This window comes from uncultured Pelagibacterium sp., assembly GCF_963972885.1.
Lineage (GTDB): Bacteria > Pseudomonadota > Alphaproteobacteria > Rhizobiales > Devosiaceae > Pelagibacterium > Pelagibacterium nitratireducens.
The window spans coordinates 36,786-63,244 of the sequence record NZ_CAXAXY010000007.1 but is presented as its reverse complement, the minus strand read 5'-3'; the positions used below and the strand labels follow the sequence as shown (position 1 = coordinate 63,244).

27 protein-coding genes and 1 pseudogene are annotated in these 26,459 nt (G+C 62.9%); 16 read left to right on the top strand and 12 right to left on the bottom strand.

All coding sequences use genetic code 11. The features are described from left to right. The first annotated feature begins 77 nt into the window (after nt 1–77). The 7 genes from AACZ55_RS02720 (at nt 78) to AACZ55_RS02690 (ending at nt 8,628) form a co-directional block, all read left to right on the top strand. Nucleotides 78–2,711 (top strand): PQQ-binding-like beta-propeller repeat protein, encoded by a 2,634-nt coding sequence (locus tag AACZ55_RS02720; RefSeq protein ID WP_339642788.1) that lies wholly within the window; start codon nt 78–80, stop codon nt 2,709–2,711. A 159-nt stretch (nt 2,712–2,870) separates the two neighbouring features. After that, entirely contained in the window at nt 2,871–3,668 is a 798-nt protein-coding gene (locus tag AACZ55_RS02715) for an ion transporter (RefSeq protein ID WP_338607383.1), read from the top strand. A 110-nt stretch (nt 3,669–3,778) separates the two neighbouring features. Next, a complete protein-coding gene (locus tag AACZ55_RS02710) occupies nt 3,779–5,260 on the top strand; it encodes an alkaline phosphatase (protein ID WP_339642785.1) in 1,482 nt (493 codons plus the stop codon). Nucleotides 5,261–5,395: 135 nt separating this feature from the next. Then, the gene (locus tag AACZ55_RS02705) at nt 5,396–5,833 is read left to right on the top strand and encodes a hypothetical protein (RefSeq protein WP_338607385.1); all 438 of its coding nucleotides are present in this window, start codon (nt 5,396–5,398) and stop codon (nt 5,831–5,833) included. Nucleotides 5,834–6,054: 221 nt separating this feature from the next. Further along, a complete protein-coding gene (locus AACZ55_RS02700) occupies nt 6,055–6,735 on the top strand; it encodes an ABC transporter ATP-binding protein (RefSeq protein ID WP_339642784.1) in 681 nt (226 codons plus the stop codon). After that, the gene (locus AACZ55_RS02695; RefSeq protein ID WP_339642781.1) at nt 6,732–8,060 is read left to right on the top strand and encodes an FtsX-like permease family protein; all 1,329 of its coding nucleotides are present in this window, start codon (nt 6,732–6,734) and stop codon (nt 8,058–8,060) included. Before AACZ55_RS02700 ends, AACZ55_RS02695 begins: the two co-directional genes overlap by 4 nt. 28 nt (nt 8,061–8,088) lie before the next feature. After that, entirely contained in the window at nt 8,089–8,628 is a 540-nt protein-coding gene (locus tag AACZ55_RS02690) for a copper chaperone PCu(A)C (protein ID WP_339642778.1), read from the top strand. A 28-nt stretch (nt 8,629–8,656) separates the two neighbouring features. Here the strand turns inward: AACZ55_RS02690 and AACZ55_RS02685 are convergent, their stop codons facing one another. Next, on the bottom strand, nt 8,657–8,989 hold the full coding sequence (locus AACZ55_RS02685) for a nuclear transport factor 2 family protein (protein ID WP_339642776.1): 333 nt from the start codon (nt 8,987–8,989) through the stop codon (nt 8,657–8,659). Nucleotides 8,990–9,047: 58 nt separating this feature from the next. Between AACZ55_RS02685 and AACZ55_RS02680 the strand changes: the two genes are divergently transcribed. Further along, nucleotides 9,048–9,467, top strand: coding sequence for a helix-turn-helix domain-containing protein (locus AACZ55_RS02680; protein WP_339642773.1), 420 nt, complete (start codon nt 9,048–9,050; stop codon nt 9,465–9,467). 106 nt (nt 9,468–9,573) lie between these two features. Further along, complete coding sequence (locus AACZ55_RS02675) at nt 9,574–9,780, top strand: hypothetical protein (RefSeq protein ID WP_339642770.1); 207 nt, start codon at nt 9,574–9,576, stop codon at nt 9,778–9,780. Between the two features lie 6 nt (nt 9,781–9,786). Here the strand turns inward: AACZ55_RS02675 and AACZ55_RS02670 are convergent. From AACZ55_RS02670 to AACZ55_RS02655, 4 genes and pseudogenes are all read right to left on the bottom strand, one after another. Continuing rightward, nucleotides 9,787–10,438, bottom strand: a pseudogene (locus AACZ55_RS02670) (LysE family translocator). 127 nt (nt 10,439–10,565) lie between these two features. After that, nucleotides 10,566–11,060 carry a TlpA disulfide reductase family protein gene (locus tag AACZ55_RS02665; protein WP_339642767.1) on the bottom strand — a complete coding sequence of 165 codons (495 nt, stop codon included), beginning with the start codon at nt 11,058–11,060 and terminating at the stop codon, nt 10,566–10,568. Continuing rightward, nucleotides 11,057–11,353, bottom strand: a complete 297-nt coding sequence (locus AACZ55_RS02660; protein WP_339642765.1) for an addiction module antidote protein — start codon at nt 11,351–11,353, stop codon at nt 11,057–11,059. The genes AACZ55_RS02665 and AACZ55_RS02660 overlap by 4 nt, the downstream gene beginning before the upstream one ends. Before the next feature lie 4 nt (nt 11,354–11,357). Beyond that, on the bottom strand, nt 11,358–11,654 hold the full coding sequence (locus tag AACZ55_RS02655) for a type II toxin-antitoxin system RelE/ParE family toxin (protein ID WP_339642762.1): 297 nt from the start codon (nt 11,652–11,654) through the stop codon (nt 11,358–11,360). Between the two features lie 141 nt (nt 11,655–11,795). Here AACZ55_RS02655 and ilvA point away from each other — a divergent pair, with 141 nt between their 5' ends. Together ilvA and AACZ55_RS02645 are read left to right on the top strand one after the other, a co-directional pair. Next, a complete protein-coding gene (gene ilvA / locus AACZ55_RS02650) occupies nt 11,796–13,322 on the top strand; it encodes a threonine ammonia-lyase, biosynthetic (protein ID WP_339642760.1) in 1,527 nt (508 codons plus the stop codon). Between the two features lie 65 nt (nt 13,323–13,387). Continuing rightward, on the top strand, nt 13,388–14,656 hold the full coding sequence (locus tag AACZ55_RS02645) for an MFS transporter (protein ID WP_339642757.1): 1,269 nt from the start codon (nt 13,388–13,390) through the stop codon (nt 14,654–14,656). 64 nt (nt 14,657–14,720) lie between these two features. Here AACZ55_RS02645 and AACZ55_RS02640 read toward each other — a convergent pair whose 3' ends face one another. The 4 genes from AACZ55_RS02640 to AACZ55_RS02625 form a co-directional block, all read right to left on the bottom strand. After that, on the bottom strand, nt 14,721–15,989 hold the full coding sequence (locus AACZ55_RS02640) for a TRAP transporter large permease (RefSeq protein ID WP_339642755.1): 1,269 nt from the start codon (nt 15,987–15,989) through the stop codon (nt 14,721–14,723). Next, entirely contained in the window at nt 15,989–16,495 is a 507-nt protein-coding gene (locus AACZ55_RS02635; RefSeq protein WP_338607397.1) for a TRAP transporter small permease, read from the bottom strand. Before AACZ55_RS02635 ends, AACZ55_RS02640 begins: the two co-directional genes overlap by 1 nt. Further along, nucleotides 16,492–17,478, bottom strand: coding sequence for a TRAP transporter substrate-binding protein (locus AACZ55_RS02630; protein ID WP_339642752.1), 987 nt, complete (start codon nt 17,476–17,478; stop codon nt 16,492–16,494). Before AACZ55_RS02630 ends, AACZ55_RS02635 begins: the two co-directional genes overlap by 4 nt. A gap of 77 nt (nt 17,479–17,555) precedes the next feature. Continuing rightward, entirely contained in the window at nt 17,556–18,662 is a 1,107-nt protein-coding gene (locus AACZ55_RS02625; protein ID WP_339642749.1) for a Xaa-Pro peptidase family protein, read from the bottom strand. A gap of 246 nt (nt 18,663–18,908) precedes the next feature. On the opposite strand from AACZ55_RS02625, the gene AACZ55_RS02620 reads away from it, so the two are divergent. Continuing rightward, complete coding sequence (locus AACZ55_RS02620; protein WP_338607400.1) at nt 18,909–19,418, top strand: winged helix DNA-binding protein; 510 nt, start codon at nt 18,909–18,911, stop codon at nt 19,416–19,418. Between the two features lie 169 nt (nt 19,419–19,587). On the opposite strand, the gene AACZ55_RS02615 is transcribed toward AACZ55_RS02620, so the two are convergent. From AACZ55_RS02615 to AACZ55_RS02605, 3 genes are read right to left on the bottom strand one after another with little or no spacing between them, the layout of a single operon-like run. Beyond that, on the bottom strand, nt 19,588–20,232 hold the full coding sequence (locus AACZ55_RS02615; RefSeq protein WP_339642746.1) for an SCO family protein: 645 nt from the start codon (nt 20,230–20,232) through the stop codon (nt 19,588–19,590). Beyond that, entirely contained in the window at nt 20,219–21,097 is an 879-nt protein-coding gene (locus AACZ55_RS02610; protein ID WP_339642745.1) for a copper chaperone PCu(A)C, read from the bottom strand. Before AACZ55_RS02610 ends, AACZ55_RS02615 begins: the two co-directional genes overlap by 14 nt. A 44-nt stretch (nt 21,098–21,141) precedes the next feature. Continuing rightward, nucleotides 21,142–21,495 (bottom strand): hypothetical protein, encoded by a 354-nt coding sequence (locus AACZ55_RS02605; protein WP_339642743.1) that lies wholly within the window; start codon nt 21,493–21,495, stop codon nt 21,142–21,144. 353 nt (nt 21,496–21,848) lie between these two features. On the opposite strand from AACZ55_RS02605, the gene ytfQ reads away from it, so the two are divergent. From ytfQ to yjfF, 4 genes are all read left to right on the top strand, one after another. Then, on the top strand, nt 21,849–22,823 hold the full coding sequence (ytfQ, locus tag AACZ55_RS02600; protein WP_338607407.1) for a galactofuranose ABC transporter, galactofuranose-binding protein YtfQ: 975 nt from the start codon (nt 21,849–21,851) through the stop codon (nt 22,821–22,823). Nucleotides 22,824–22,938: 115 nt separating this feature from the next. Further along, nucleotides 22,939–24,456, top strand: coding sequence for a sugar ABC transporter ATP-binding protein (locus tag AACZ55_RS02595; protein WP_339642740.1), 1,518 nt, complete (start codon nt 22,939–22,941; stop codon nt 24,454–24,456). After that, nucleotides 24,453–25,466 (top strand): ABC transporter permease, encoded by a 1,014-nt coding sequence (locus AACZ55_RS02590; protein WP_338607409.1) that lies wholly within the window; start codon nt 24,453–24,455, stop codon nt 25,464–25,466. The genes AACZ55_RS02595 and AACZ55_RS02590 overlap by 4 nt, the downstream gene beginning before the upstream one ends. Then, entirely contained in the window at nt 25,463–26,452 is a 990-nt protein-coding gene (gene yjfF / locus AACZ55_RS02585; RefSeq protein WP_338607410.1) for a galactofuranose ABC transporter, permease protein YjfF, read from the top strand. Before AACZ55_RS02590 ends, yjfF begins: the two co-directional genes overlap by 4 nt. Nucleotides 26,453–26,459: the final 7 nt, after the last annotated feature.

The following is a 26,459-nucleotide window of genomic DNA, read 5'->3' as shown; positions in this document are numbered from 1 at the left end:
TTCACCTGGGAAATTTAAGGAACCTGTCGGCGCCGATCGTGTTGTGCCCTGTGAGGCAATCGCACCGGGAGAGCATCATGGACGACACGCATCGCGCGCGCCGCGGCTTCGGCTTTTGGGCCGCAATGGTCATCGGAGCCATCATCTTGATTTTCGGGGTTCCCATCCTGGGCGGCGGGGTCTGGCTCGCGGCACTTGGCGGATCCTGGTATTACATTCTGGCCGGCATCGGCCTTGTGCTCACCGCGTTTTTTCTGTTCCGACGCTCCATGCTCGCCGTCTGGGTTTATCTCGTAACCTTTGCGGGCACCGTCGCCTGGGCGCTCTGGGAGGCCGGGCTTGACGGCTGGGCACAGGTTCCGCGCCTTGTTGCGCCTACCGTCGTGCTCGTTCTGGTCCTTGCAACCATCCCCGCCCTGCGCGGACGCCTGGCCCGCCCTGTCGGCACCGCCGCCGCAGCGATTGCCGGCGGGCTGGCGCTTGTCGGCTCGCTCTCGGTTCTGACCCTGTCACAGCAGGGCACCGCCATCGCCCAGGACGCCCCGGCGGCCGATGAGCCGGCGCCGATCCAAGAAACCCAAGCGCCGGTGACCGAAATTCTCCCTGAGGAGCCCGGCGAAGTGCCGGAAGGCCAGGTGCCTGCGGTCGAAGCCGAAGAACCGGCAGCGGACGAGGAGACTGCGCCATTGTCGCCCGAACCGCCGGCCGCGCCTGACGCCGCCGAAGACACCGCGACCGAGACCACGCCGACCGGCGTCGAGGCCCGCGCCCCGCTCGATACGATGGAGATCGGTGAGAACTGGCCCGCCTATGGCGGCAATTATCGTGGCACGCGCTATTCGCCGCTCACCGGGTTCACCCCGGAAAATGTCAGCGAATTGACCCGCGTATGGGAGTTCAATTCGGGCGATATGCCCGGAGAAGATGCGTCCAGCTATTCGCCCGAGAACACGCCGCTCAAGGTTGGCGACGATCTTTTTCACTGCACCGCCATGGGCATCATGGTGGCCATCGACGCGGCAACCGGCCTTGAGGAATGGCGCTACGATCCGGACGTCCCCACCGACGCCATTCCCTATGGCGCAACCTGCCGCGGCGCCGCCTATTTCGAAGTGCCCGACGCCGATCCGGACACCATCTGCGCCACCCGCGTCCTGTGGGGCACGCTCGACGCCCGCCTGATCGCCGTCGATACGCGCACCGGCCAGCCCTGCCCCGATTTCGGGATGAATGGCGAAGCCTATCTCGAAGACGGCCTGGGCGACACGGTACCGGGCTGGTACGCAATCACATCGCCCCCCACCATCGTGCGCGGCATCGCGGTCATGGGTGCCCAGGTCAATGACGGCCAGGCCGAAGACGCCCCTTCGGGTGTCGTGCGTGGCTATGATGCGGTCACGGGCGAACTCGCCTGGGCCTGGGATCTGGAAAATCCCGACAGCCGCACCGCGCCCCCCCAAGGCGAGACCTATTCGCGCGGCACGCCCAACATGTGGACCATCGCCGCGGCCGATGAGGAGCTGGGCCTGGTCTATCTGCCCCTGGGCAATTCGGCCGTCGATTATTACGGCTCGAACCGCTCGGACCTGGAAAACGAATACGCCACCTCGATCGTCGCCGTTGACGTGACCACCGGGGACGACGTCTGGCATTTCCAGACGGTCCATAACGATGTCTGGGATTACGATCTGGGCAGCCAGCCTGCGCTTGTCGATTTCCCCACCGGCGATGGCAGTGTTCCCGCCATCATCGTTTCCTCCAAACAGGGCGATATCTATGTTCTCGACCGCGAGACCGGTGAGCCGCTGTTTGCCCCTGAGGAGCGCGAGGTGCCCCAGGGCGGCGTTGAACCCGAGTATCTTTCGCCCACCCAGCCCTTTTCGACCTATCACACGCTCGCCTTCGAGCCGCTGGAAGAAAAGGACATGTGGGGCATGACCCCGCTCGACCAGCTCTGGTGCCGCATCCAGTTCCAGCAGGCCCATTACGAGGGCATGTATACCCCGCCAACCTCCGATCAGCACTGGATCCAGTATCCGGGCTACAATGGCGGGCAGGACTGGGGATCGCTGGCCATCGACGAAGACCGCGGCATCATGATCGCCAATTACAACAACATGCCCAACCACAACCGACTTGTCCCGCGTGAAGAGGCCGACGAAATGGGCGTGCAGGCCATTTTCGAGCCCGGCTGGGAGCGCGGGGCCGAAGGTCCGGGTCCGCAGCTCGGGTCGCCCTACGCCATCTCGGTCAATGCCGGCTGGCGTCAGTGGACCGGCCTTCTGTGCAGCGAGCCACCCTATGGCGGCATCCGGGCCATCGATCTGGAGACAGGCGAGACCCTTTGGGACAAACCCTTCGGCAGCGCCCGCAAGAATGGTCCCTGGGGCATCCCCTCCATGCTGCCCATCGATATCGGCACGCCCAACAATGGCGGCCCGGTCGTCACCGCCGGCGGTCTGATCTTTATCGCCGCCACCACCGACGATCTGATCCGGGCCATCGATATCGAAACCGGCGAAACGGTCTGGCAGGACACCCTGCCCGGCGGCGGGCAGACCACGCCCATCGTCTATGAAGTGGCCGGCCGCGAATTCCTGGTCGTCGCACCGGGCGGCCACCACTTCATGGAAACACCGGTCTCGGACGCCGTCATCGCCTGGGCCCTGCCCGAAACCGGCGAAGCGGTCGAGGGCGCCGCCAGCCAATAAACGAAAATACCACCCGCCTTGCCAGGCGGGTGGTGCCCCTGCCCTGTCCAGCCGCACAACCCGCCGGCGCATCCCTGCGCCACCAACGCCCCTTGACCGGCCCCATCAAATCCGATTTGGCTTTCCGCGCCCGAAATCACTTCAGGAACCTGTCCCAAGATGCGCGGCCAGCTCGCTCTCCTGCTCTCCTCCCGTCGCTGGGAGCAGTTCATCATCGCGGTGATCGTCATCAACGCCATCACCCTGGGGCTCGAAACCTCTCCCGAAATCATGGCCGCCATCGGCCCGGTGCTGATCGCGCTCGATGCGATCATCCTGACGATCTTCGTTGTCGAGATCGCATTGCGCCTTTACGCGCATGGGCTCAAATTTTTCCGCGACCCGTGGTCGATCTTCGATTTCGCCATCGTCGCCATCGCGCTCGTCCCGTCCTCGGGCCCGTTCACCGTGTTGCGCGCCCTGCGAATCCTGCGGGTGCTGCGCCTGATCTCGGTCATTCCCTCGCTGCGCAAGGTGATCGGCGGGCTCGTTGCCTCGCTGCCTGGGCTCGCTTCGATCTTTGTCCTGCTGCTGCTGGTGTTTTACGTTTTCGCCGTCATGGCGACCAAGCTCTACGGCCCGAGCTTTCCCGACTGGTTCGGCACGATCGGCGCTTCGCTCTATACCCTGTTCCAGGTCATGACGCTCGAAAGCTGGTCGATGGGAATCGTGCGCCCGGTCATGGAGGTCCATCCCGAGGCCTGGATGTTCTTTATCCCCTTCATCGCCTGCACCGCGTTCACCGTGCTCAACCTGTTCATCGGTGTGATCGTCTCGGCCATGCAGGAAGAACACGATTCCGAAGCCACCACGCAGCGCCAGGAACTGCGCGGCGAAACCGAACTCGTGCTGGCCGAAGTCCGCGCCCTGCGCGCCGAAGTCGCCGAGCTGCGCCGCGAGCGGTCGGCAGGGCAATAGCGGCGTCGGGCGCAAGTTTTCCACCGTCATCGAACCGTCACCGGCAGGTGACCTGACCGTCACACAAGCCAAATAGCGTCCGCATCGATCGAAACCCCATGGAGGCAACCATGTTTCGTCGGACGCTAGTGTCTACCCTTACCATCGCGCTTTGCGCATCCACCGCTCTCGCTCAGGACGTCGCCCAAAGCGGCAGCGAATATTTCACCGCCGGTCAGGACCAGATCGCCGAGCGGATCGCCGCAGAGCCCAATACCAACCAGGCCAAGAACGTCATCCTGTTCGTCGTCGACGGCATGGGCGTGAACACCAATTATGGCATCCGCCTGTTCCAGGGCCAGGAAATGGGCCTTCTGGGCGAAGAACATAACCTTCCCCATGATTTGTACCCGAACTCGGCGATCATCAAGACCTACAACATCAACGCCCAGACCCCCGATTCCGCACCGACCGCCGGCGCGATGAACACCGGCGTCAAGCAGGTCTTCAACACCATCAACATGGCCGACACCGTCATCCACGACGATTGCTCGACCGAAGCCCCGCTGACCCTGTTCTCGGAAATGCTTTCGGAAGCCGGCAAGTCGGTCGGCGTCGTTTCCACGGCCCGCATCACCCACGCCACGGGCGCTGCCGTCTACGCCAAGACCGCCAACCGCAACTGGGAAAACAACGCTCCCGAAGGCTGCGTTGATATCGCTACCCAGCTGGTCGACCAGATGGAAGCCGGCGTTATCGACATCGCTCTTGGTGGCGGCGCGCGTTCGTTTGCGCCCGAAGGCACCGAAATCGAAGTCGGCACCGGCAACCGCCCGGACGATGTGAACCTGATCGATCGCGCCACCGAAATCGGTGCCCAGGTCGTTTACAACGCCGAGCAGCTTTCTTCGGCCGACATGACCGCTCCGGTCCTCGGACTGTTCACCAATTCGGACATGAACTACGAGCATGACCGTCCTGAAGGCGAGCCTTCCATCGCCGACATGACCGAAGCCGCCATCACGTCCCTGCAGGGCAACGAAGAAGGCTTCTACCTGATGGTCGAGCCGGGCCGCGTCGATCACGCCAGCCACGGCGGCAACGCCCACCGCACCTTCACCGACGGCGTCGCTTTCGCCGAGGCCCTCGCTCTGGCCGACGAAATGACCGATGACGAAGATACCCTCATCATCGTCACCGGCGACCACGAACACGCCATCGTCTTCAACGGCTATTGCGGCCGCGGCACGCCGATCACCGGTCTTTGCATGGACGTTGCCGCTGGTCAGGTCGAGCATTCGGGTGAACCCGTTCTCGCTGCCGACGGCAAGCCCTACACCGTCGTCGGTTTCGGCAATGGCGCCGGCTCGGTTCTGGTCGAACAGGAAGACGGCTCCTACTCGGGCGAACGTCCTGAACTGACCCAGGAAGAAGCTCAGGATCCCGATTACCTGCAGCAGGCGCTGATCCCGGCCTCCTCGGAAAGCCACTCGGGCGTTGACGTTGGTCTCTGGGCCAAGGGCCCCTGGGCGCACCTGTTCGGTGGCACGATGGATCAGGAAATGATCTTCCACGTCATGCACCACGCCACGCTGGATGCCGCTGCCGAATAACGGCCCCGATCACAAATTTCGGAGGGGCCGGATTTCCGGCCCCTTTTTCATTGGACTGTCACACAGCACGGGCCGCGACCTGTTAAAAGTGGTCTCGAACCGATTTCGTCCACTCCGGCACAAGGAATTTGAGTCATGAACAGACGCGGATTTTTTGCCACTGCCTCCGGCGCCGTTCTGGCCGCCCCCTTCATCGCCACGGGCGCCATCGCCGCCGAGCCCCAGGTGCGCCTGCGCGAACTCTACGAAAAGGACATGAGCTTTACGCCCTTCGCCCAGCAGAACGAGGGCGCGCGCGTCGCCATCGAGGGCTTCATGGCGCCCCCGCTCAAGGCCGATTCCAATTTCTACGTTCTGACCAACATCCCCATGGCGGTCTGCCCGTTCTGTTCGTCCGAAGCCGATTGGCCCAACGATATTCTGGCCGTCTATGCCCAGCGTGTCGTCGATACCATCCCCTTCAACGTCAAGATCATCACCCGTGGCACGCTCGAGTTGGGCACCTATACCGATCCCGAACTGGGCTTTGTCTCCCGCGTCCGCCTTGTCGACGCCGTGCAGGAACGCGCCTGACATGCGCCGGGCGCACCCAGCGCGGAGCGCGCCCGCCGGCTGGCTGACCGACATGCCGGCGCTCGTCGACATACCCGCATCGACCCCGCCCCCGCGCTTTCCGGGCGAAGGCCGGGATTCAAAGCCCGGTGCCCCTCTCAAACGGGTGCGCCGCCCGCAGCGTCGGGCCAGGCCCCTTTCGCCCTCCCGGCCCTTGTCCCTATCCGAACCGACCTGACCCCATGAGCATCGGCCTTTCCGTCAGCGGCCTCGAGGTCAAGGCACCTTCGGGCCGGACCCTTCTTGCGGTTCCCGATTTCGCGCTTGCGCCCGGCACCTGCCTGGGCGTGCGTGGTCCCTCGGGCGCCGGCAAATCGACATTTCTTTTCGCCCTTGCCGGTCTCGCGGAGAACGCCACGGGCTCGGTCGCCTGGGAGGCAACCGATCTGATGCCTCTTTCGGGCGAAGCGCGCGCCAAATTCCGCCGCCACCATGTGGGCATGGTGTTCCAGGATTTCCTCTTGTTCGAGGAGCTCTCCGCCGCCGCCAACGCCGCCCTGCCCGGTGCCTACGCGTCCCGAACCCGGCAGGCGGGCATTGCAAAAACCGCCCGATCGGTCCTGACCCGCCTTGGCATCACCCATGGCGCGCGCACGGTCGAGAGCTTTTCGGGCGGCGAACGCCAGCGCGTCGCCATCGCCCGCGCCCTTGCCGCAAACCCGGAAATCATCCTCGCCGATGAGCCCACCGCCAGCCTCGACCGCAAGACGGCCGACGCGCTGATAAACGATCTGGTCGCCCTCGCCCGCGACGAGGGCAAGACCCTGATCGCCGTCAGCCACGATCCGGCCGTCTATTCGCGCATGGATCGGGTGATCGAAATCATCGATGGCCGCATCGCGTCGGACGAGGGCAATCCATGAACCCCCTCGCCCCGCTTTTCCGCGCCATCGAGTGGATGCCGGTGCTCTGGCAGGACGTTACAGTCCTTCTCGTCCTGCTGCTGCCCGCCCTCATTGTGGGCGCCCTGGTCCTGATCGGCTTTCGCCCCTTCACCCTGGTGCGCGCCATGCTGTGGCGCTTTCGCTGGACCAATGTGCTCTTTGCCACCCTGATCGCCGTGTCCGTCGGCATCGGGGTGGGCCTGATCGCCCAGGAGCGCGGCCTGCGCCAGGGCACCGCGCAGGCCGCCGACCCGTTCGATCTGGTCGTCGCCGCACCGGGCAGCGAAATCACCATGCTGTTTGCAGCGGTCTATCTCCAGCCTTCCGACGTCCCCCTGCTCTCGGGCGAAATCTACGATACCGTCGCCACCGCGCCCGACGTATCGCTTGCCGCCCCCATCGCTTATGGCGACAGCTACAATGCCTTCCCCGTCGTGGGCTCGACCGCCCAGTTCGTCACTCACATGTCGGACACCCTTGCCGAGGGCGAAATGTTTGCCGCCCATACCGACGCTGTCATCGGCGCCCGTGTCGATCTTTCGGTCGGCGACAGCTTCTCGCCCGCCCATGGCGTTGGCGATGCCGCCGAGGACGACGCGCACGCCCATTTCGAGTACACCGTATCGGGCCGTATGGCGCCGACGGGTAGCCCGTGGGACCGTGCCATTATCGTGCCGGTCGAAGCGGTGTGGGAAATCCACGGCCTTGCCAATGGCCACGCCCCCGAAAATTCCGACCGGCTCGGCCCGCCCTTCGATCCCGATTATTTCCCCGGCACCCCGGCCATCCTGGTTTCCGCCGAACAGCTTTACGCCAATTACGCCCTGCGCGCCCAGTTCACCACATCGGAAACCATGGCCTTTTTCCCCGGCTCGGTTCTGGCCAGCCTGCACTCTCTGATGGGCGATGTGCGCCAGGTTATGAGCGTCATGGCGGTCGTGACGCAAATCCTCGTCACCGCCGGTGTCCTGACCGGCCTTGTCATCCTCACGCGCCTGTTCGCCCGCCGCCTTGCCCTCTTGCGCGCGCTTGGCGCTCCGGCCCGGTTCGTCTTTTCCGTCGTCTGGTCCTACGCGGCCACGTTGATCGTTGTCGGCGCCATTGGCGGCGTTGCCGTGGGCTATGCCGCTTCGGCGATCATTTCCCGCGTGGTGACCGAGCGCACCGATATTCTGGTCAATGCCACGCTGGGCTGGCCAGAATTCCATCTGGTGGCGGGCTTTGTCAGCCTCACGGTCATCCTGGCTCTCCTCCCCGCCTTCATCGCTCTGTCACGCCCCGTTGCTACCGATCTGCGCAGTTAAGATATAACATTTACACTGGAGCACGATCATGATCCGCGCTGTTCTGTTTTCCTTCGCCCTCATCGCAAGCCCGGCCTTCGCGCAGGAGGACCATGCCGACGAGCATCACGAAGAGCATGAGGACCACGACGAGCACGGCCATGAGGATGGCGAGCACGACGAACATGTCGCGCAAGCCAATGGCGTCCGTGCCATCCACGCCTGGGCCAACGCCACCGACGCCTCGGGTGCTCTTGTTTATGTCGATATCGAAAACACATCGGACGCGCTTGTGACTCTCACGGGCGCGGAAACCGACATCGCTGCTTCAGCCGAAATCGTCGGGCTCGAAAACACCGGCGGCGAGCTGACCTTCACCGCCATTCCCGCCCTGCCGATCCCGGCCGGCGCCGATATGGTCTTTGCGCCCAACGGTCTCGCCATCGCGCTTTCCGGTCTCACCGCGCCGCTTGCCGAAGGCGAGCATTTCGATCTCGAACTGGAATTCGAGAGCTTCCATCTCGACCTCGAAGTCGAAATCGAATCCGCCACCGCCACCCAGCACAGCCACGCCGGCCACAATCACTGAGCGGCAGCCGGTCTGCCCGTTTCGGCGATCACCGGATTTTCAGCCTGGTGATCGCGTCCCCATCGAGGGTGAACGAAAACGTCAGCTTGACCGGACTGCCGGCGAATTGGCCCGCCACCGGACCCTTGAGGATCCAGATTCCCGCCTCTTCGTGCGCTGTTTCCGGGGTGAATATCGCGCGCACCGCGATGGTGGCACTCTCTATCCATGCCTCGATTTCCGCCCTGCCCTGCGGATGGTGCCCGTCGCCCGAATCGTCGACCACCGCATCCTCGGCGAAGGCGGCCGCCATGCCTTCGGCATCCAGCCTCTGGCCAGCGGCGATATAGGCGGCAATCGGGGCGGGCAAATCGAGGGGCATTTTCGTCTCCAGGTGGATCGATGTTGCGGGAAACAGAAGATGGCTCTAGGCTGTGCTTATGACAAGTACAGACGAAAAAGTAGGGTACTTACCAAAAGGTGAGCGTCATACCTATTCCGCGCTCAGCGGCGCCCAAAGCGTTCAGAACACGCTTCGGATCGTCGAGGGCCGCTGGAAGCTGGTCATTCTGTTCCAGTTGTTCGGCGGCCAGTGCCGCCGCTTTTCCGAACTCGAGCGGGCCATTCCCGGCATTTCCCAGAAAATGCTCATTCAGCAGCTTCGGCGGCTCGAAGAGGACGGGGTCGTGGCCCGCATCGTCCATCATCAGGTTCCGCCCAAGGTCGAGTATCACCTGACCGAATGGGGCCAGGCGCTCTGCCCGGCACTCGACGCCCTACTTGTCTGGGCCGAAGCCGCACCCGAGGCCGTTCGCAATGCGCTGATATCGAGTGATCCAGCCTTGGCGCAAGAGGCTTGAAGTTCGCCCTGCGCGGTCCCCGGTTAACCCAGGCTGGGCGTGTGCAACGAAACAGCGGCCGGCCGTTTTCCCCTGCACACCGAACCTCACAAAAGGAGTTCGCGCCATGCAAGGCAAGAAAACCCACGAGCAGTTCAAAAGAAATCTCGAGCACAAATCCGACGTGCCCAAACCGGGCGAGGTCGACCACCATCCCGAGCAGTCCCACGGCCGGGCTCCGCGCGACAAGGATGCCCGCGAGAGCGAGTACGCCGTCAGCCGCCACGGCATGGATCAGGAAGATCGCCAGCACAATTCAGGCGGCGATTCCTGAGGCCAATCAACTCGCTGGACGTTTGGCGAGGGTCAGCCCAACGCCAAGCGCAATCATAGCGCCCCCCCGATCCCTGCCGCAGGCGGCGGATCAAGCCCGGATTGCGGGCGGCTCCGGTTCGTATGCCTCCGGCGGCGATGGCTACAAAGATATCGGCCAGTGTGTTGAGCGCAACCGATACGAAGCCGAGCACAAGGAATTGCAGGGCTATATTGCCCGAAGCCGGGTCGACGAACTGCGGAATGAAGGCGAGGAAGAACGCCGCCGTCTTGGGGTTAAGCGCCTCGACCACCACCCCTTCGCGAAACGCCCGCCGCGGACCGACCGGAGGTTCGGCCGGGGCACCCGATAATGCCTTGGCCGCATCTCGGCGCGCCGAAAGAATGGTTCGGACGCCGATCCACACCAGATAGGCCGCGCCGATCACCTTCAGTAGGGTGAACAATTGGGCGCTGGCCAGCACGATTGCAGACACTCCCAAAGCGCCAGCCAGAACATGAACCATGCCGCCCAGCCCCGTGCCGAAACTCGAAGCAATCCCCTCGGCGCGCCCGCCAGCCAGCGTGCGCGCCGCAACGTAAAACAGTCCGGGTCCGGGCGTAATCGCGAGCAAAACGCACGCACCGACATAAAGGGCAATCTGGGTCAAATCAGGCATTTCGGTCTTAATGCTCCATTCCACGATAACGAGGGGCCCCACGCCGACGAGCCGCCATTTACGCTAAAGGAAATTCGCGGGTGGCGTGATCTCCAGTTGCTGCCAATTTCAGGGAACCAGTTCGGAGCTATTTGAACGGCGCAAGGGGGGCCATTATTTCGGCCCTGGTGCTCGGATCGTCCCAATCCACCGCCCCCTGCCGCCGAAACACGATCTCCCCGCCGCCATCGACAACGAATGTGCTCGGATAGCCCAGTATCCCCAGCACGCTACCCACATTGCCCTCGATCTGCTGGTGGCTCTCCAGCCCCACCCCGAGATCGCCGAGATAATCGGTGATCCGCTCATACCCGGCGGTATCGACCGAAACCACCACCAGGTCCCCCGGCTCCAGCCCCTGCGCAAAGGCATCGAGTTGCGGCAATTCCTCAAGGCATGGCGCGCACCACGTCGCCCAGAAATGGATGATCGTCGGCCCGTCAACCAGATCGCCCAGCGCCGCCGTCTCCCCCGCCGCGTCGCGCACCGTGACCGCCGAAAGATCGACGCCCGTCTCCTGTCCCGCGGCAGGCCCCGGGACGACCAGCAAAGTTGCGGCAAGGCAGAAACCGGCGAGTCTCATGCTGCAGACTTGAATCCGAGACGCAGCCCCAGCGCATGGGCAATTTTTACAATCGTGGCAAAGCTGGGATTTCCATCCTCTGAAAGCGCTTTGTAGAGTCCCTCACGGCTCATTCCGGCATCGCGCGCCAGCTGGCTCATATTTCGGGCGCGGGCGATCGTTCCAAGCGCCTGCGCGATAAAGGCAGGGTCGTCGCCGCCTTCTTCCATCACCGCTTCGAGATAAGCGATGATGTCCTCATCACTCTTGAGATAATCTGCCGTATCGTAGCGGCTGAATGTTTCGTTGTTCATCGTTTCAATCCTTCCACTGCGCGGCAATTTCCCTGGCCCGGACGATATCGGCTTTCTGCGAAGACTTGTCGCCACCTGAAAGCAGAATGACAACGACCGGTCCTTTTTGCATGTAGTAAACGCGGAAGCCCGGACCATAATCGATCCGCATTTCGGAAATCCCGCCGCCGACGGGTTTGACGTCACCGGGATTCCCGTTCGCAAGCCGATCCAGCCTTGCCAGAATGCGCGCCATGGCCCGTCTGTCACGCAGATCATGCAGCCAATTGTCAAATACGGCACTCTTTATCAGCGCGATCATATGTTAACTGTAGTTATCACCTTGGAGTGTGTCAACCATGGTTGACAGAAGCAGCCGGCGTGCCAATGCGTCGCGACGCCCAAGTGACACACACGCCCATCGGCGCTATGTCGGGGACACGACGCGACCGAAGGCTTTGTCATGCACGAAATCATCCGCTCCATCCTCTCCTCGTCGGTCTATGACGTTGCGGTCGAGACCCCGCTCGAAAAGATGGGCCCGCTGTCCGACAAGCTCTCCCGCCCGGTGTTTCTCAAGCGCGAGGATCTCCAGCCGGTCTTTTCCTTCAAGCTGCGCGGCGCCTACAACAAGCTTGCCGCGCTCACCGATGCAGAGCGCGCAAAAGGCGTCATCTGCGCCTCGGCCGGCAATCACGCGCAGGGGCTCGCCTATTCGGCCACCCGCATGGGCACGCGCGCGGTCATCGTCATGCCCACCACCACGCCCTCGATCAAGGTCGAGGCGGTCAAACGCCTGGGCGGCGAAGTGGTGATAAAGGGCGACAGTTTCGACGATGCCCGCATCCACGCGCTGGCCCTGTGCGAAAAAGAAAACCTCACCTTCGTCCACCCCTATGACGACCCCCAGGTCATCGCTGGTCAGGGCACCATCGGGGTGGAAATCCTGCGCCAGCATGGCGGCCCCATCGCCGCGATCTACCTGCCCATCGGCGGCGGCGGTCTTGCCGCCGGCGTCGCGGCCTACGCCAAATTCCTGCGCCCCGACATCAAGCTGATCGGGGTTGAGCCCGAAGACGCCGCCTCGATGAAGGCCGCGCTGGCCACCGGGCGCCCCGTGCCGCTGAACGAAGTGGGCATCTTTGCCGATGGTGTCGCGGTCAAACAGGCGGGCGCCCACACCTTCGAAATCCTCAAGGACACGCTCGACGACATCGTCACCGTCTCGACCGACGAAATCTGCGCCGCCATCAAGGATGTGTTCGAGCACACCCGCGCCATTGCCGAACCGGCGGGCGCGGTATCCCTTGCCGGCCTGCGCAAGCACGCCCCGACCCTTGAAGCCCGTGGCGCCGCCATCGCCATCTGCTCGGGCGCCAACATCAATTTCGACAGGCTGCGCCACGTCGCCGAACGGGCCGAACTGGGCGAGCGCGCCGAAGCGGTTCTGGCTGTCACGATCCCCGAAAAACCCGGCGCCTATCGCGCCTTCATCCGACTGATGGGTGCCCGCGCCATCACTGAATTCAACTACCGCATCGCGCCGGGCAATTCGGCCAATATTTTCGTCGGCATCGGATTGAAGCGCGGCGAGGCGGAAAAGGCCGAGATCATCGCCATGCTGCGCGAGCATGGCCACAAGGTGCTCGATCTGAGCGACAATGAAGTCGCCAAGCTCCACATCCGCTACATGGTCGGCGGTCGCGTCGAGGGGCTGGAAAACGAACTTCTCTACCGCTTCGAATTTCCCGAACGCCCCGGAGCGCTATTGCGATTCCTCGAGGGCCTGGCGCCCGACTGGAACATTTCCCTGTTCCACTACCGCAATCATGGCTCCGATTACGGCCGTGTCCTCACGGGCGTCCAGGTTCCCCCCGCCGAGCGCGAAGCCTTCGAGGCCTATCTCGATACGCTCGGCTATGCCCATTGGGACGAAAGCGAAAACCCCGCCTATACGATGTTCCTCGCCGCCAGTCCGCCCTCGACTTGACCGGCCCGGCAATCTGATCCACACCCACGGCAGGGCTTCCGCCCGGCGCCAACCACAGTCTCCCTATGTCCCTGACGTCACCATCACCCCCCTTGCGCGAACTCACCGGCCGCCAGCGAAGCTGGATCGGCGGCGGGTATCTGGCAATGTTTTCCTCGCTTGCCGGGCAGACCCTGTTCATTGCCCTTTTCGGCGCCGCCATCCGCGCGGAATTTTCCCTGACATCGGGCCAGTACGGGCTGATTTACACCGCGGCGACGCTGTGCTCGGCCATTGTCCTGATGTGGGCGGGCGGGCTGGCCGACAGGGTTCCGGCGGCCCATCTGGCTGCGGGCTCGGCCATCGGCGCCGCCATGATGTGCATCCTGATGAGCGTGGCGCCCAACGTGGCAATACTGGGGATCGCATTGTTCGGGCTGCGGTTTTTCGGGCAGGGCATGCTCACCCATGGTGCCGCGACCGCGCTCAGCCGGTGGTTCAACAGGTTTCGTGGCCGCGCGCTGGCCATTGCACAGCTGGGCCTGAACACGGGCGAGGCGGTTCTGCCGGTCCTTGTGGCGTTCGGGATCGCGGCGATCGGCTGGCGTCAGGTCTGGCTGGTCGCGGCCGCGGCACTGATCGTCGTGCTTGCACCGGTCATCGCCTATCTGTTCTCGAGCCCCCCGGACGGAAAACGCGCGCGGGCAGCCGGTGAAATCAATCCCGATCCCGCCGAAACCCACGCCACGGGAGACCAGTGGACCCGGCGTAAGGTGCTCGCCGACCCCCTGTTCTGGCCGGTCCTGATCGGGCTTTTGGCCATGCCGGCGATTTCCACCGCGATCTTTTTTCACCAGTCGGTTCTGGTTGCCGAAAAGGGCTGGGGCCTTTTGACCTTCGCCGCCTTCTTTCCGGTCATGTCGGTCGCCTCGGTGATATCCTCGATTGCCGGAGGCTGGCTCGTCGACAGGTTTGGCGCCTACCGGCTGCTGCCCCTTCTGCTGGTCCCGGCGAGCATGGCCTATATCGTCATCGCCACAACATCGGCCTTCTGGGCCATCCCGGCGTTCTTCCTGCTCTCGGGGCTGACCAATGGCGCGAATGGAACGGTGATGAACGCCATGTGGGCCGAACTCTATGGCACGCGTCATCTGGGGGCGGTGCGCGCCATTGCGACATCGGCAATGGTCCTGTCCTCCGCCGTCGGACCCGGGATCGTGGGCTTTTTCGTCGATGCCGGCGTTTCCATCGGCCAGCAGGCGCCCTTCTTTTCGGCCTATTGTCTGGGCGCTTCCCTGGTTTTCTTCATTTTGCAGAGCCAATTGGGTCGCCGCCGCGCTTCATTTATCGTTTGAAGGACCGGCCCCGGCGCAGCACCGTCCCGGACGGGGCCTGCGCCCCGCCCGGTCCGTGATGGGCTCACCGCATAAGACCCGGCAAAAAGGTCACGATCTGCGGGAAGATCACCATCAGAATGGTAATCCCCATCGTAATCGCCACAAACGGCCAGATATCGACCTTGAACACCGAAATCTTGGCGATGTCGGCGGCGATGAACAATTGCAGCCCCACCGGTGGAGTAATCGTCCCCACCATGATGGTGATGATGACGATCATGGCGAACTGGAGCTGATCGATCCCGAAACCTGCCACGAGCGGCATGAAAATCGGCACGAAGATCAGCATGGCCGCCGTGCCTTCCACAAACAGCCCGATCACCAGAAACAGCCCGATGACGATCACCATGAACACCAGCGGATCGTCGGTCACCGCCCGCAGCCAGTCCTGCATCAAAAAGCCGAACCCCGAAGTGGTCAGCGCAAAGCCGAACACCGAGCCCGCCGCGATGATGAACACCGGCACCGCCGTTGCCTCGACCGTTTCGGCAAGGATGGGCAGCATGTCTTTGGGTTTGAGTTCGCGATAGACCACGAAACCCAGAAACAGGGCATAGGCGCACGCGATCACCCCGGCTTCTGTCGGAGTGGTGGCGCCGCTGAAGATTCCGCCCAGGATCAGCACCGGCGCCAGAAGCGCCGGGATCGCCGAAACCACCGGCCAGATACGCTTGGTCCAGGGCGTATAGTCGTCGCGCGGATAGCCCCGGCGCACCGCCAGAAACCACACCACCAGCATCATGCCGATGCCCACGATCAGCCCCGGCACGATCCCGGCCAGAAACAGGGCCCCGACCGAGATATTGGTCACCGACCCGTAGATCACCATGGTGATCGAGGGCGGGATGATCGCCCCGATGGTGGCCGAGGCCGAATTGACGCCGGCGGCAAAGCCCTTGTCATAGCCCTGCCGCTCCATATGCGGGATCAGGATGCGCCCCTGCGAAGCCGCGTCGGCGGTTGCCGAACCCGACATGCCGGCAAAAAAGATCGAGGCCAGCACGTCCACCTGTGCCGTCCCGCCCGGCAGATGCCCCACGAATACCTTGGCAACACCCAACAGCCGGTCGGTCAGCCCGCCCCGGTTCATGATGACGGCGGCGAAGATGAAAAACGGCACCGCCAGCAGCGTATAGGAGTTGACCGAGCCCAGCATGCGTTCGGCGACGATAGTGATGGGCAGCCCGCCCACAAACAGCGAGAGAACCCCCGATACCAGCATTGCCGCGGCCACCGAGGTGCCGGTGAGCAGCAACACGACAAAGGAAGCCAGAAGCACTGCGAGTTCCATCACAGCACCTCCATCTGGGTCGTCTCGGCCTTGGTGTGGCGGGTCATCAGCCCACGCACCACATAGACCAGCGCGATCAGCCCTCCCACCGGAACGGCGAGATAGAAAACGACGCGGGGCACGCCCTGCACCGTATAAAATGTCGTCGTACGATACTGCCAGGCCACCAGCACGCCCGAATAGAGCATCATGACCATGGCCGCCAGCTCGACAAGTCGCCGGAATTTATCGAACACGCTCCATGGCCGCTCGGGCAACAATCCGACCAGCGCATCGAGACGGATATGGGAATCGCGTGAAAAGGCCACGGCGATGCCCAGAAAGGTAATCCAGACAAAAAGGTAGCGGCTGACTTCCTCGGCCCAGGCCTGGGGATTGCCGAAAAAGTAACGCAGGACAACCTGTATGAAGGTCAGAAGGACGATGGCTGCGACCAGCGCCGACCCGACCGCAAGGAGCAGCCGCACGGGGCGGCTGTCCTTTTTGTCGGAGACCGGCTCGGTCATTGGGCCGCCAGAAGGTCGAGCAGTTCGGCCGACCCGTCACCACGGGCCCGGATTTCCTCGATCAGGGGGGCCATCGCATCGCGGAATTCCTGCGGATCGGCGGGATCGGCCACCGTCACGCCCGCTTCGGTCAGCCGGTCATAGGCCGCTTCTTCGGCCGGGATCGACACGTCTTGGTCGAGCCACAATGTCGTCTGCAATCCCGCTTCCTTCATGAGCGCCTGATCGTCTTCCGACAGCGCCTCGAATTTCTGCTTGTTCATGGCAAACAGCATGGCGCCGAACATGTGCCCGGTCTTGAGCAGGGAACCAGTCACTTCCTCGAAATGCATGTCGAGCGCCGTGGCGGGCGGAGAATCGAGCCCTTCGGCAACCCCGGTCTGCATTGCTGTATAAACCTCGCCCCAGGTCACCGGCGTGGGCCGGGCGCCCATCAACTCGAACATGCGGATAAAGACGTAGCTCTCGGGCGAACGGATGGTCATGCCGTCCATTTCGGCCATGGAGGTCGGCGGCGTATCGGCGGTAAACAGCAGATCGCGGAACCCGAGCCCGAAATAGCCGAGCACTTCGGTGTTGCTCGCTTCACGCAGGCCATCGGTCAGCCTTTGGCCGAATTCGCCGGCAAAGGCGTCCATGGCGTGTTCCCAGTCGCGGAACACGAAGGGCAGCGAGGTTATCGACATCGGCGCATAGGCGGAATCGATGATACCGGTCGAAGTAATGGAAATATCGACCGCCCCCTGGTTGACCAGATCGTAGGCCTCGCGTTCCTGGCCAAGCTGTGCGGCGGGGAAAACCCGGATGGTGATCCGTCCGTCACTCATCTCCCCCACCAGTTCGGCAAAATGATTGGCCGCGAGATCGGCGGCGCCCCCAACGGCGTGGTGATGACCCAGCCGGAAGGTCTGGGCATTGGCCAGACCCGGCATCATGGCAGCAACCACAAGCGCGGCAGTGCCCAACAAGCGCGATAGACCCATGATATTCTCTCCTTTGATTTTGTTCTGATGTCCCATTCAAAAAGAGCCACGGCCCCTCAGCCGCAGCTCTTTGAAATTCAGTAGGTGATCGTCTGGCCGATCACGGGAAGCTCCCGTGGTGCCAGGCCGAGTGTGAGGAGCCTGAAGCCGGTATCGGTCACCACCAGAAGGTCTTCGGTGTGATACATCGCTCCATCCTCGTCGCGGGTGCCGGGCTCGATGTTGATGACCATGCCCGGCTTGAGCGGCGTCTTGTCGCCCGGTCGCAGCATCGGGGTTTCGTGCAATTCCACCCCGAAGCTATGCCCGATATGGGGCATGTGGAAAGGGATGCCGTGCTTGTCGAACTCGGCAACGCACAGGTGAAACAGATCTTCGGCCAGAACGCCGGGTTTTACCGCTTCGATTGTCGCCTTCTGGGCATCGCACAATGCGGCATAGGTCTGTTTCTGCATGTCGGAGGGTGAGCCGGCCGAATAGGTGCGGGCGAAATCGCTCGCATAGGCGCCATACGTGCCGCCCACGTCGAACCGGATCGTTTCGCCTTCCTGGGGGAATTTGTCGATCTCGGCGATGTGGTGCGGCTCGGCGGTGCGTTCCCCGCTCGAAAAGCACATGAACAGCGTGCCGTCGGCGCCGCCCTGGATGATGTTGGTGGCGATCCTGTCGGCCATCTGGCGCTCGGAATCCCCGAGCTTTGCCGCGGCCATGGCATCGAGCACGGCCTGGTGGGTCTGCTTTGTGGTCTTTTCGAGCAGGTCCACTTCCATGTCGGTCTTGATGGCGCGGACGGCGGCGATCTCTTCTGTGGTGTTGACCAGCGTCAGCTCAGGCAATGCCGCCATCAGCCGCGCATGTGAGCTGGCGGGCAGATAGTCGAGGTCCATGCCAAGCCGCCCCTTGCCCAGGCCGGCGCCCTTGAGCGCCTCGATCAGCATGTCGATGGGATTGTCGGCAAATTCGATATAGGTGCGCAGGTCGGTGATCCAGCTTTCCGACCGGGTGGTTCCCTCCTCGATCTTGCAGATCACGGCGAAGGGGTCGGCGTTGACCGGCAGCACGGCGAAGGCCTGGCGCGGTCGGATCTGCTTGACGGTCAGCACATAGGCGCCGGTCACGTAGGTGAAATTTTCCGGGCTCATGGCAATCAGGGCATCAAGGCCATGTGCCTTTGCCAACTGCATCAAACCATCCCGGTTGGGTACAAACTTCATAGTCACTTTTCCTCGCTTTGCGACCCGAAGGCCGTGTACCTCCTTACGCTTGCATCATTCTAAATACATTTCAACGGTAATTTGCATTCAATAAGTGCCCAATATAGGTGCATAATGCTTATTGATTGCGCACCAAAAACAAACATTGTATGGCAGCGCAAACCACAAAAAATCTGCTAGAGGAGATGGTAAGTGTTAATCAGCCTGGAGGGTGTGATGTCTCCGAAGTCCGATCTGGACACCGATGCCGTGATCATGGAAAATTCCCAGCTCATGACCCAGTTCGAGCAGGCGCTCAGCGTCTCCAAGAACGCTTTCGAGCAGTGGGTCGTGCGCTGCGGCGCTGCGGCGGGGATGAAGGGCTATTCGGCTCTCGAACTGCTTGTATTGCACAAGGTATCGGGCAAGGAGCGTCCCAAGCGGATCGCCGACATCTGCTTTTCGATCAAGATCGAGGACACGCACCTCGTGTCCTACGCCCTGCGCAAGCTGGCCAAGGCCGGCTACGTCCAGAGCCGCAAGCAGGGCAAGGAAACCTTCTATTCGGCCACGCCGGCGGGCGGCGAGGTGATCGATCGCTACAAGGCCGTGCGGCGCAAATATCTCATCCGCTCGCTCTCGATGCTGTCCTCGAGCGAGGTCGATCTCGAACATCTCGCCTCGATCCTGCATGCACTTTCGGGCATTTACGAACAGGCCGCCCGCAACGTCGAGTATTCGCTTTAGCGTTTCAGCACAAAAAAGCCCCGCCGGAATTGCCGGCGAGGCTTTGTCGCTAGAGCGTGTCCAGCAAAAGTGGAAACGGTTTTGCGGTTCGGACACGCGATAAAACAAGGGTTTAGAGCAAAGGATTTGAGTCAATCAAATCCTGAACGGCTCTAGACATGGTTCGCGATCAGCCCTCGGCGATCAGCCGCCGGATCTTGCCCAGCGCCGCATCGGGGTTTTCCTGATAGGCGATGGTGCCGAACAATTGCCCGGCACTGTCGATCAGGAACACGGACGCCGTGTGGTTGACGTTGTACCCGCCGCCCTCGAGCGGCGCCTTTTCGGCAAACACGCCCCAGGCATCGATGATCTTGTCGACTTCCGCGGGCTCGCCGGTGATCCCGGTGATCCGCTCGGAGACCCAGCCCACATATTCGCCCAGCACCTCAGGCGTGTCGCGTTCGGGATCGACCGAGACGAAAAAACCGTTCACCGCATCGGCGTCGTCGCCCAGTTCGGCGTACCAGTGCTGCATGTCGGCGAGCGTGGTCGGGCACACATCGGGGCAATGGGTGAACCCGAAAAACACCATCGAGGGCTTTCCGGTAAACACCGTCTGGTCCACCGGCGACCCGGTATGGTCGACAAGCTGGTAGTCGCCGGCTCCGTATTGGCCTTCGGGCGCCGCCGCCAGCTGGGTGGAGGGGCCGGGACGCATCTGGGTCGAATACCACAGAACCCCCGCCCCGGCGGCCGCAACCACGACAAGGGTCCAGAGCACGATCCGCACTGTGTGAAGCATCGAATTGGCCATCGGATCAGTGCCCCTCATGGCTGGACATATCCATGCCCGATGCCCCGAAGGCCTGCACCGCCAGGTCGATCTCGACCGCCCCGGCCCTCTCGAACACCAGCGTCACCGGCACGCTCTCGCCTTGAACGAAGGGCTGGGAAATGTTCATGAACATCATGTGCAGCCCGCCCGGGGCCAGCGTCACCGTCTCACCGGCCGGAATCTCCAGCCCCTCGGGCAAGTGCCGCATGTCCATCACGTCATTGACCACCGCCATCTCGTGGATCTGCACATCGGGCGAAAACGACGATTGCGCCGAGACCAGCCGGTCGGCCTCGTCCCCCGTGTTGGTGATCGTCACATAGCCCCCGCCAACCGGCGCGTTGGGCAGCGTGGCGCGGGTAAAGGCGCCGGACAGTTCCAGATCGCCAACCGTGATGGTGTCGCCGCCATGGTGTCCGTGATCGGCCGGTGCGTCGCCCAGGCTCACCGCCGGCTCCCATCCCAGCACGACATCGCCACACATCTGCTCGACGGCAAACAGAATATCGGTCTCGGGCAGATCGTCCGCGAATGTGCCGGTAAAGGCGAAGGTCTCGTGCCCGTCATCGGGCACCGCGCCGCCCGACCAGACGATCTGGCTGCCTTCGCCATCGTTGCCCGGCGTTTCCAGCGTCCAGCCGTCCTTGGCCTCGGCGCTCACATCGGTAAAGCCGTGAGGCAGCGTGACGCGAATTGTATCGGTTGGTGCGCCGTCGCAGCCATGGGGCAGAACCAGCACACCCCGGAACTGTTCACCGGGCGCCGATTGCGCGGTCTCGAAACTCATATGCGCCATGGCGGGCGATGCGATGGCAAGTGCGGAAGCGGCGGCAAGCGCCGCGCGGGAAGCGATGCGGATCATGAGTGATCTCCAGCATAATAGAGGACTGAACGGTATTTTTGGGTTCAGGCCAGAGCCGGCGGCGCCCGCGACTTGTGGATCGAGAACGGGTGCTGTTCGACCACCAGATCGTCGGCAAGCGTAAATCGGGCCCGCGTAAACCGGGCATAGGCAGGCTCGGACACACAGGGCACCGGCGGCAGATCGGCGATACCGGCCCGGCAGGCATGGCATGGCGCGTGGCCGCTGCCGTCTTCGTCGGGCGCTCCGCCACAGAACGAAAGATCGGCCACCGAGACTGAAAAACCGTCATCGGGCACATCGAGAACAATGGGCTGATGGGCGAACGAGAGAAACACCACCGCCAGCACGGCCAGCGCCTTGATGATTTCTGTGCCAATGTCGCGTGCAAGGCCCATGCCCACGCTTTCCCGCCATTCCGATCCCAGCGCTTTTACAGCAAAGGCACAAAAAGCCAATGCGGCTTTTTGTGCCCGCATCCCTGCGCTTGCGCGCTCAACGGCGCGACCAATTTAGTCATACTTTTTGACCTATTTTTGGCCTTTCCAATCGCTTTCCTCCTCCGTCTTCGGCGGCCCATGCCGGCCGCTATGGGCAAAATGTAACCGATAACAGGCCGCAATTCCGGGCTTTAATGTTCCCGGGTGCACAAGTTTTTCGGGCTTTACATATAGTAATACTATATGCAATCTTCCTTTCCGCGGCACGGCCAGGGGGAGGCTCTGGTCGGCGCCATCAGGAGGAAAAATTCATGAAATTGTTCAAGCAGCTTGCGCTCGGCGTGAGCACATTTGCCCTACTGGGGTCCGCCGCCATGGCGCAGGAAGGCCTTGAAGGCATGACCATCGGCTTCTCGCAGATCGGCTCGGAATCGGGCTGGCGCGCCGCCGAAACCTCGGTCACCCGCCAGCAGGCCGAGGAATGGGGCGTCAACCTGCAGTTCTCGGACGCCCAGCAGCGCCAGGAAAACCAGATTCGCGCCATCCGCTCGTTCGTCGCGCAGGGCGTCGATGCCATCCTGCTCGCCCCCGTGGTCGCCACCGGCTGGGAAGAGGTTCTGAGCGAGGCCAAAGACGCCGACATTCCCGTGGTGCTGCTCGACCGCGGCATCGAGGCGCCCGAAGATCTCTATCTCACCTCCGTCGCATCCGATCAGGTCCTTGAAGGCCGCGTCGCGGGCGAGTGGCTGGCCGAAACGGTCGGTGACGAAGACTGCCGCGTCGTCGAACTTCAGGGCACCGTGGGCTCCTCGCCCGCCATCAACCGCAAGCAGGGCTTTGAAGAAGCCATCGCCGAACACGACAATATCGAGATCGTGCGCTCCCAGACCGGCGATTTCACCCGCGCCCTGGGCAAGCAGGTGATGGAAGGCTTTTTGCGCGCCGAAAACGGCGGCCAGGACATCTGCGCCCTTTACGCCCACAATGACGATATGGCCGTGGGCGCCATCCAGGCCATCAGCGAAGCGGGCCTGAACCCGGGCGAAGACATTCTGGTGGTCTCGATCGACGCCGTCCCCGATATCTTCACCGCCATTGCGGCGGGCGATGCCAATGCCACGGTGGAACTCACCCCCAACATGGCCGGTCCCGCTTTCGAGGCGCTGGCCGCCTATCTCAACGATGGTGTCGAACCCGAAAAGTTCATCATCACCGAGTCCAAGCTCTATACGGCCGAGGACGATCCTGAAGGCGAAGCCGAACGCCGCCGCGATCTGGGGTATTGATCCCAAGCGGGGGAGCCCTTCGCTCCCCCGCCCACACCTCGCCCGAGGCGAAACAGAGGTCCGATGAGGAGCGCGGCGCCCGCTCTTACGGCCAATGTCCAAATACGAGACCCTTATGCCCCAACCCGCCCCCATCCTCGCCGCCTCGGGAATTGCGAAATCCTTTCTCTCCCACAAGGTCCTCGACGATGTCGGCATCGAACTGGTCCCCGGCGAGGTTCATGCCCTGCTCGGCGAGAACGGCGCGGGCAAATCGACCCTGATCAAGATCCTCACCGGCGCCTACACCCATGACGCCGGCACCATCACGCTCGATGGCGCCCCCATTCATCCGCGCGATACCCGCCACGCGCAGGAAATGGGCATCGGCACGGTCTATCAGGAGGTCAATCTCCTCCCCAATATGAGCGTCGCCGACAATCTCTATATCGGCCGCCAGCCCATGAAATGGGGACTGCTCGACACAAAAAAGATGCAGCGCGACGCCCGCGCCCTCCTCTCCCGCTACGATCTGAAAATCGATCCCGGCGCCCAGCTCGACAGCTTTTCGGTCGCCGTCCAGCAGATCGTCGCCATCGCCCGCGCGGTCGATATTTCGGGCAAGGTTCTGATCCTTGACGAACCGACCGCGAGCCTTGACCAGCACGAGGTCGAAATCCTGTTCGAGATCGTCCGGCAGCTCAAATCCCAGGGCATGGCGATCGTTTTCATCACCCACTTCCTCGATCAGGTCTATGACATCGCCGACCGTGTCACCGTGCTGCGCAATGGCCGCCACGTCGGTTCGCGCCCCATCGAGGGGCTGGGCCGCATGGACCTTGTCACCATGATGCTGGGCGAGGCGCTCGAACACGAAGACGCCATGCGCATCGGGGTCACCCGCCAGCCCGGCGAACTTTACGCCTCGTTCAAGAACTATTCGCTCACCGGCAAGGCCGCCCCGTTCGATCTCGATCTGCACAGGGGCGAAATCGTTGGCGTTGCGGGCCTCCTCGGGTCGGGCCGTACGGAAATGGCGCGCCTGCTGTTCGGCATCGACAGACCCGATACCGGCCAATTGACCGTCGCGGGCCAGCCCGCCACGCTGCGCGAACCGCGCGACGCCATTGCGCTCGCCTTCGCCTTCGCGCCGGAGGATCGCAAGCTCGACGGCATCGTGGGCGATCTCACCGTGCGCGAAAACATCATGCTGGCGCTCCAGGCCCATCGCGGCTGGACGAAACCCATGAGCCGCACCGAACAGGCCGAGTTGGCCGATCGCTACATCAAGGCACTCGATATCCGCTGCACCGGCCCCGAACAGCCGGTCAAATTCCTTTCGGGCGGCAATCAGCAAAAGGTGGTCCTCGCCCGCTGGCTGGCGACAAATCCCAAGCTCCTGATCCTGGACGAACCCACCCGCGGCATCGACGTCGGCGCCCACGCCGAAATCATCAAGATGATCAACAGGCTGTGCGATGACGGCATGAGCCTGTTCGTCATTTCCTCCGAGCTCGACGAAATCACCGCCTATTCCTCCCGCGTTCTCGTCCTGCGCGAGCGCGCCATAGCCGGGGAGCTGACGGGCGAGGCAATCAACACCAAAGCGATCATGGAAATGATCGCCAGCGAGCCCGAGGCAAGGCCCCAATGACCCGCTCGATCTTTTCGGTCGTCAAACCGCAATTTGTTGCGCTGATCGCCATTCTGCTCATCAACTGGATCCTGTTTCCCGGGTTCTTCAACCTCTTCATCCGCGATGGCCGGGTCTATGGTTCGCTGATCGACGTGCTCAATCGCGGCGCCCCGGTCGCCATTCTCGCCATCGGCATGACCGCCGTCATCGCCACGCGCGGGGTCGATCTCTCGGTCGGGGCGGTGATGGCCATTGCCGGGGCGGTCGCCGCCACAATGGTGCAGGGCGATGGCAACGCGCTCATTGTCGTGGTTGGCGCCGCGCTCGGCGTCGGCCTTCTGTGCGGGCTGTGGAACGGCGCCCTTGTCGCCGTGCTCGGCCTGCAGCCGATCATCGCCACTTTGATCCTCATGGTCGCCGGGCGCGGCATCGCCCAAACCATCACCGAAGGTTTCATCGTCACCTTCAACGATCCGGGCCTGATCTTTTTAGGCTCGGGCTCCATCCTCGGGCTGCCGACCCCCATCATCATCATGTTGGTCCTTGCCCTCATCACCACACTGGTCATGCGCCTGACCGCTTTGGGCCTGTTCATCGAATCGGTCGGCATCAACCGTTCGGCCTCGTCCTATGCGGGCCTGCGCGCCCGTTCGCTGCTCATTGGGGTTTATGCCTTCGCCGGCTTCTGCGCGGCCATTTCCGGCATCATCGCCGCCGCCGACATTCGCGGCGCGGATGCCAACAATGTGGGGCTCTGGCTCGAACTCGATGCCATTCTCGCTGTGGTCATCGGCGGCACATCGCTGATGGGTGGGCGGTTTTCCATTCCCATGTCGGTGATCGGCGCGCTGATCATTCAGGCCATGAACACCGGCATTCTGGTCTCGGGCTTCCCGCCCGAATTCAACCTTCTGGTCAAGGCCGCGCTCATCATCATCATCCTGATCGTCCAATCGCCGCTGGCCGGCCGCCTCTGGCACTTCGCCACCCGCTCCCGCACCAAACGCCCTGAGGTCAGCTCGAGATGAACCCACGCTACTGGCCGCTGATCGCCACCATCACCATTTTCGTCCTCGCCTATGGGCTGGCCGTCATGCAGTTCCCGGCGCTGTTTTCCACGCGCGTTCTGGGCAATCTCCTGACAGACAACGCCTTTCTTGGAGTCGCTGCGGTCGGCATGACCTTCGTCATTTTGTCGGGCGGCATCGATCTGTCGGTGGGCTCGGTCATCGCCTTTTCCTCGGTGCTGATCGCGGTGCTGGTCACCCAGCTCGGCATCCACCCCCTGCCCGCCTTCGCCATAACGCTCTTGGCCACCACCCTGTTCGGCGCGTCGATGGGCGCCATGATCCATTATCTGGAAGTCCCGCCCTTCATCGTCACCCTGGCCGGCATGTTCCTGGCGCGCGGGCTGACGTTCCTGCTCACCCAGGATTCGATCTCGGTCAGCCATGATTTCTACACCTGGGTGCGCCAGTTCTATTACGTCATGCCCGGCGGCGGGCGCCTCACCTTCAATGGCGGGCTGATGCTTTTGGTCTTTGCCATCGGCATCGTGGTCTGCCACCGCACCCGGTTCGGCGCTTACGTCTACGCTCTGGGCGGCAATGCCCAGTCCGCCGCCCTGCTCGGTGTTCCCGTGGCCCGCACAACCATTGGCATCTATGCCGTTTCGAGCTTTCTCGCCGGGCTCTCTGGCGTGGTCTATTCGCTCTACACGTCCTCGGGCTACCCGCTGGCCGCCGTCGGTGTCGAACTCGATACCATCGCCGCCGTGGTCATCGGCGGCACGCTGCTCTCGGGCGGGTTCGGGTTCATGCTCGGCTCGCTCGTCGGCGTCTTCATCCAGGGGATGATCCAGACCTACATCGTTTTCGACGGGACGCTCTCGAGCTGGTGGACCAAGATCGTCATCGGCGGATTGCTGTTCGGCTTTATCGTCCTCCAGCGCGTCATCATCGCCGCCTCCAAACGCGACTGGCGCAAAAAGAAGGTGGAGGCCGTTCGGGCCTGAATTGAAA

What these genes read in the sequence shown, in the direction of transcription:
- AACZ55_RS02720 (WP_339642788.1), top strand. Translation starts at nt 78, where the DNA reads ATGGACGACACGCATCGCGCGCGCCGCGGCTTCGGCTTTTGGGCCGCA.
- AACZ55_RS02715 (WP_338607383.1), top strand. Translation starts at nt 2,871, where the DNA reads ATGCGCGGCCAGCTCGCTCTCCTGCTCTCCTCCCGTCGCTGGGAGCAG.
- AACZ55_RS02710 (WP_339642785.1), top strand. Translation starts at nt 3,779, where the DNA reads ATGTTTCGTCGGACGCTAGTGTCTACCCTTACCATCGCGCTTTGCGCA.
- AACZ55_RS02705 (WP_338607385.1), top strand. Translation starts at nt 5,396, where the DNA reads ATGAACAGACGCGGATTTTTTGCCACTGCCTCCGGCGCCGTTCTGGCC.
- AACZ55_RS02700 (WP_339642784.1), top strand. Translation starts at nt 6,055, where the DNA reads ATGAGCATCGGCCTTTCCGTCAGCGGCCTCGAGGTCAAGGCACCTTCG.
- AACZ55_RS02695 (WP_339642781.1), top strand. Translation starts at nt 6,732, where the DNA reads ATGAACCCCCTCGCCCCGCTTTTCCGCGCCATCGAGTGGATGCCGGTG.
- AACZ55_RS02690 (WP_339642778.1), top strand. Translation starts at nt 8,089, where the DNA reads ATGATCCGCGCTGTTCTGTTTTCCTTCGCCCTCATCGCAAGCCCGGCC.
- AACZ55_RS02685 (WP_339642776.1), bottom strand. Translation starts at nt 8,989, where the DNA reads ATGCCCCTCGATTTGCCCGCCCCGATTGCCGCCTATATCGCCGCTGGC.
- AACZ55_RS02680 (WP_339642773.1), top strand. Translation starts at nt 9,048, where the DNA reads ATGACAAGTACAGACGAAAAAGTAGGGTACTTACCAAAAGGTGAGCGT.
- AACZ55_RS02675 (WP_339642770.1), top strand. Translation starts at nt 9,574, where the DNA reads ATGCAAGGCAAGAAAACCCACGAGCAGTTCAAAAGAAATCTCGAGCAC.
- AACZ55_RS02665 (WP_339642767.1), bottom strand. Translation starts at nt 11,060, where the DNA reads ATGAGACTCGCCGGTTTCTGCCTTGCCGCAACTTTGCTGGTCGTCCCG.
- AACZ55_RS02660 (WP_339642765.1), bottom strand. Translation starts at nt 11,353, where the DNA reads ATGAACAACGAAACATTCAGCCGCTACGATACGGCAGATTATCTCAAG.
- AACZ55_RS02655 (WP_339642762.1), bottom strand. Translation starts at nt 11,654, where the DNA reads ATGATCGCGCTGATAAAGAGTGCCGTATTTGACAATTGGCTGCATGAT.
- ilvA (WP_339642760.1), top strand. Translation starts at nt 11,796, where the DNA reads ATGCACGAAATCATCCGCTCCATCCTCTCCTCGTCGGTCTATGACGTT.
- AACZ55_RS02645 (WP_339642757.1), top strand. Translation starts at nt 13,388, where the DNA reads ATGTCCCTGACGTCACCATCACCCCCCTTGCGCGAACTCACCGGCCGC.
- AACZ55_RS02640 (WP_339642755.1), bottom strand. Translation starts at nt 15,989, where the DNA reads ATGGAACTCGCAGTGCTTCTGGCTTCCTTTGTCGTGTTGCTGCTCACC.
- AACZ55_RS02635 (WP_338607397.1), bottom strand. Translation starts at nt 16,495, where the DNA reads ATGACCGAGCCGGTCTCCGACAAAAAGGACAGCCGCCCCGTGCGGCTG.
- AACZ55_RS02630 (WP_339642752.1), bottom strand. Translation starts at nt 17,478, where the DNA reads ATGGGTCTATCGCGCTTGTTGGGCACTGCCGCGCTTGTGGTTGCTGCC.
- AACZ55_RS02625 (WP_339642749.1), bottom strand. Translation starts at nt 18,662, where the DNA reads ATGCAGTTGGCAAAGGCACATGGCCTTGATGCCCTGATTGCCATGAGC.
- AACZ55_RS02620 (WP_338607400.1), top strand. Translation starts at nt 18,909, where the DNA reads ATGTCTCCGAAGTCCGATCTGGACACCGATGCCGTGATCATGGAAAAT.
- AACZ55_RS02615 (WP_339642746.1), bottom strand. Translation starts at nt 20,232, where the DNA reads ATGAGGGGCACTGATCCGATGGCCAATTCGATGCTTCACACAGTGCGG.
- AACZ55_RS02610 (WP_339642745.1), bottom strand. Translation starts at nt 21,097, where the DNA reads ATGATCCGCATCGCTTCCCGCGCGGCGCTTGCCGCCGCTTCCGCACTT.
- AACZ55_RS02605 (WP_339642743.1), bottom strand. Translation starts at nt 21,495, where the DNA reads ATGGGCCTTGCACGCGACATTGGCACAGAAATCATCAAGGCGCTGGCC.
- ytfQ (WP_338607407.1), top strand. Translation starts at nt 21,849, where the DNA reads ATGAAATTGTTCAAGCAGCTTGCGCTCGGCGTGAGCACATTTGCCCTA.
- AACZ55_RS02595 (WP_339642740.1), top strand. Translation starts at nt 22,939, where the DNA reads ATGCCCCAACCCGCCCCCATCCTCGCCGCCTCGGGAATTGCGAAATCC.
- AACZ55_RS02590 (WP_338607409.1), top strand. Translation starts at nt 24,453, where the DNA reads ATGACCCGCTCGATCTTTTCGGTCGTCAAACCGCAATTTGTTGCGCTG.
- yjfF (WP_338607410.1), top strand. Translation starts at nt 25,463, where the DNA reads ATGAACCCACGCTACTGGCCGCTGATCGCCACCATCACCATTTTCGTC.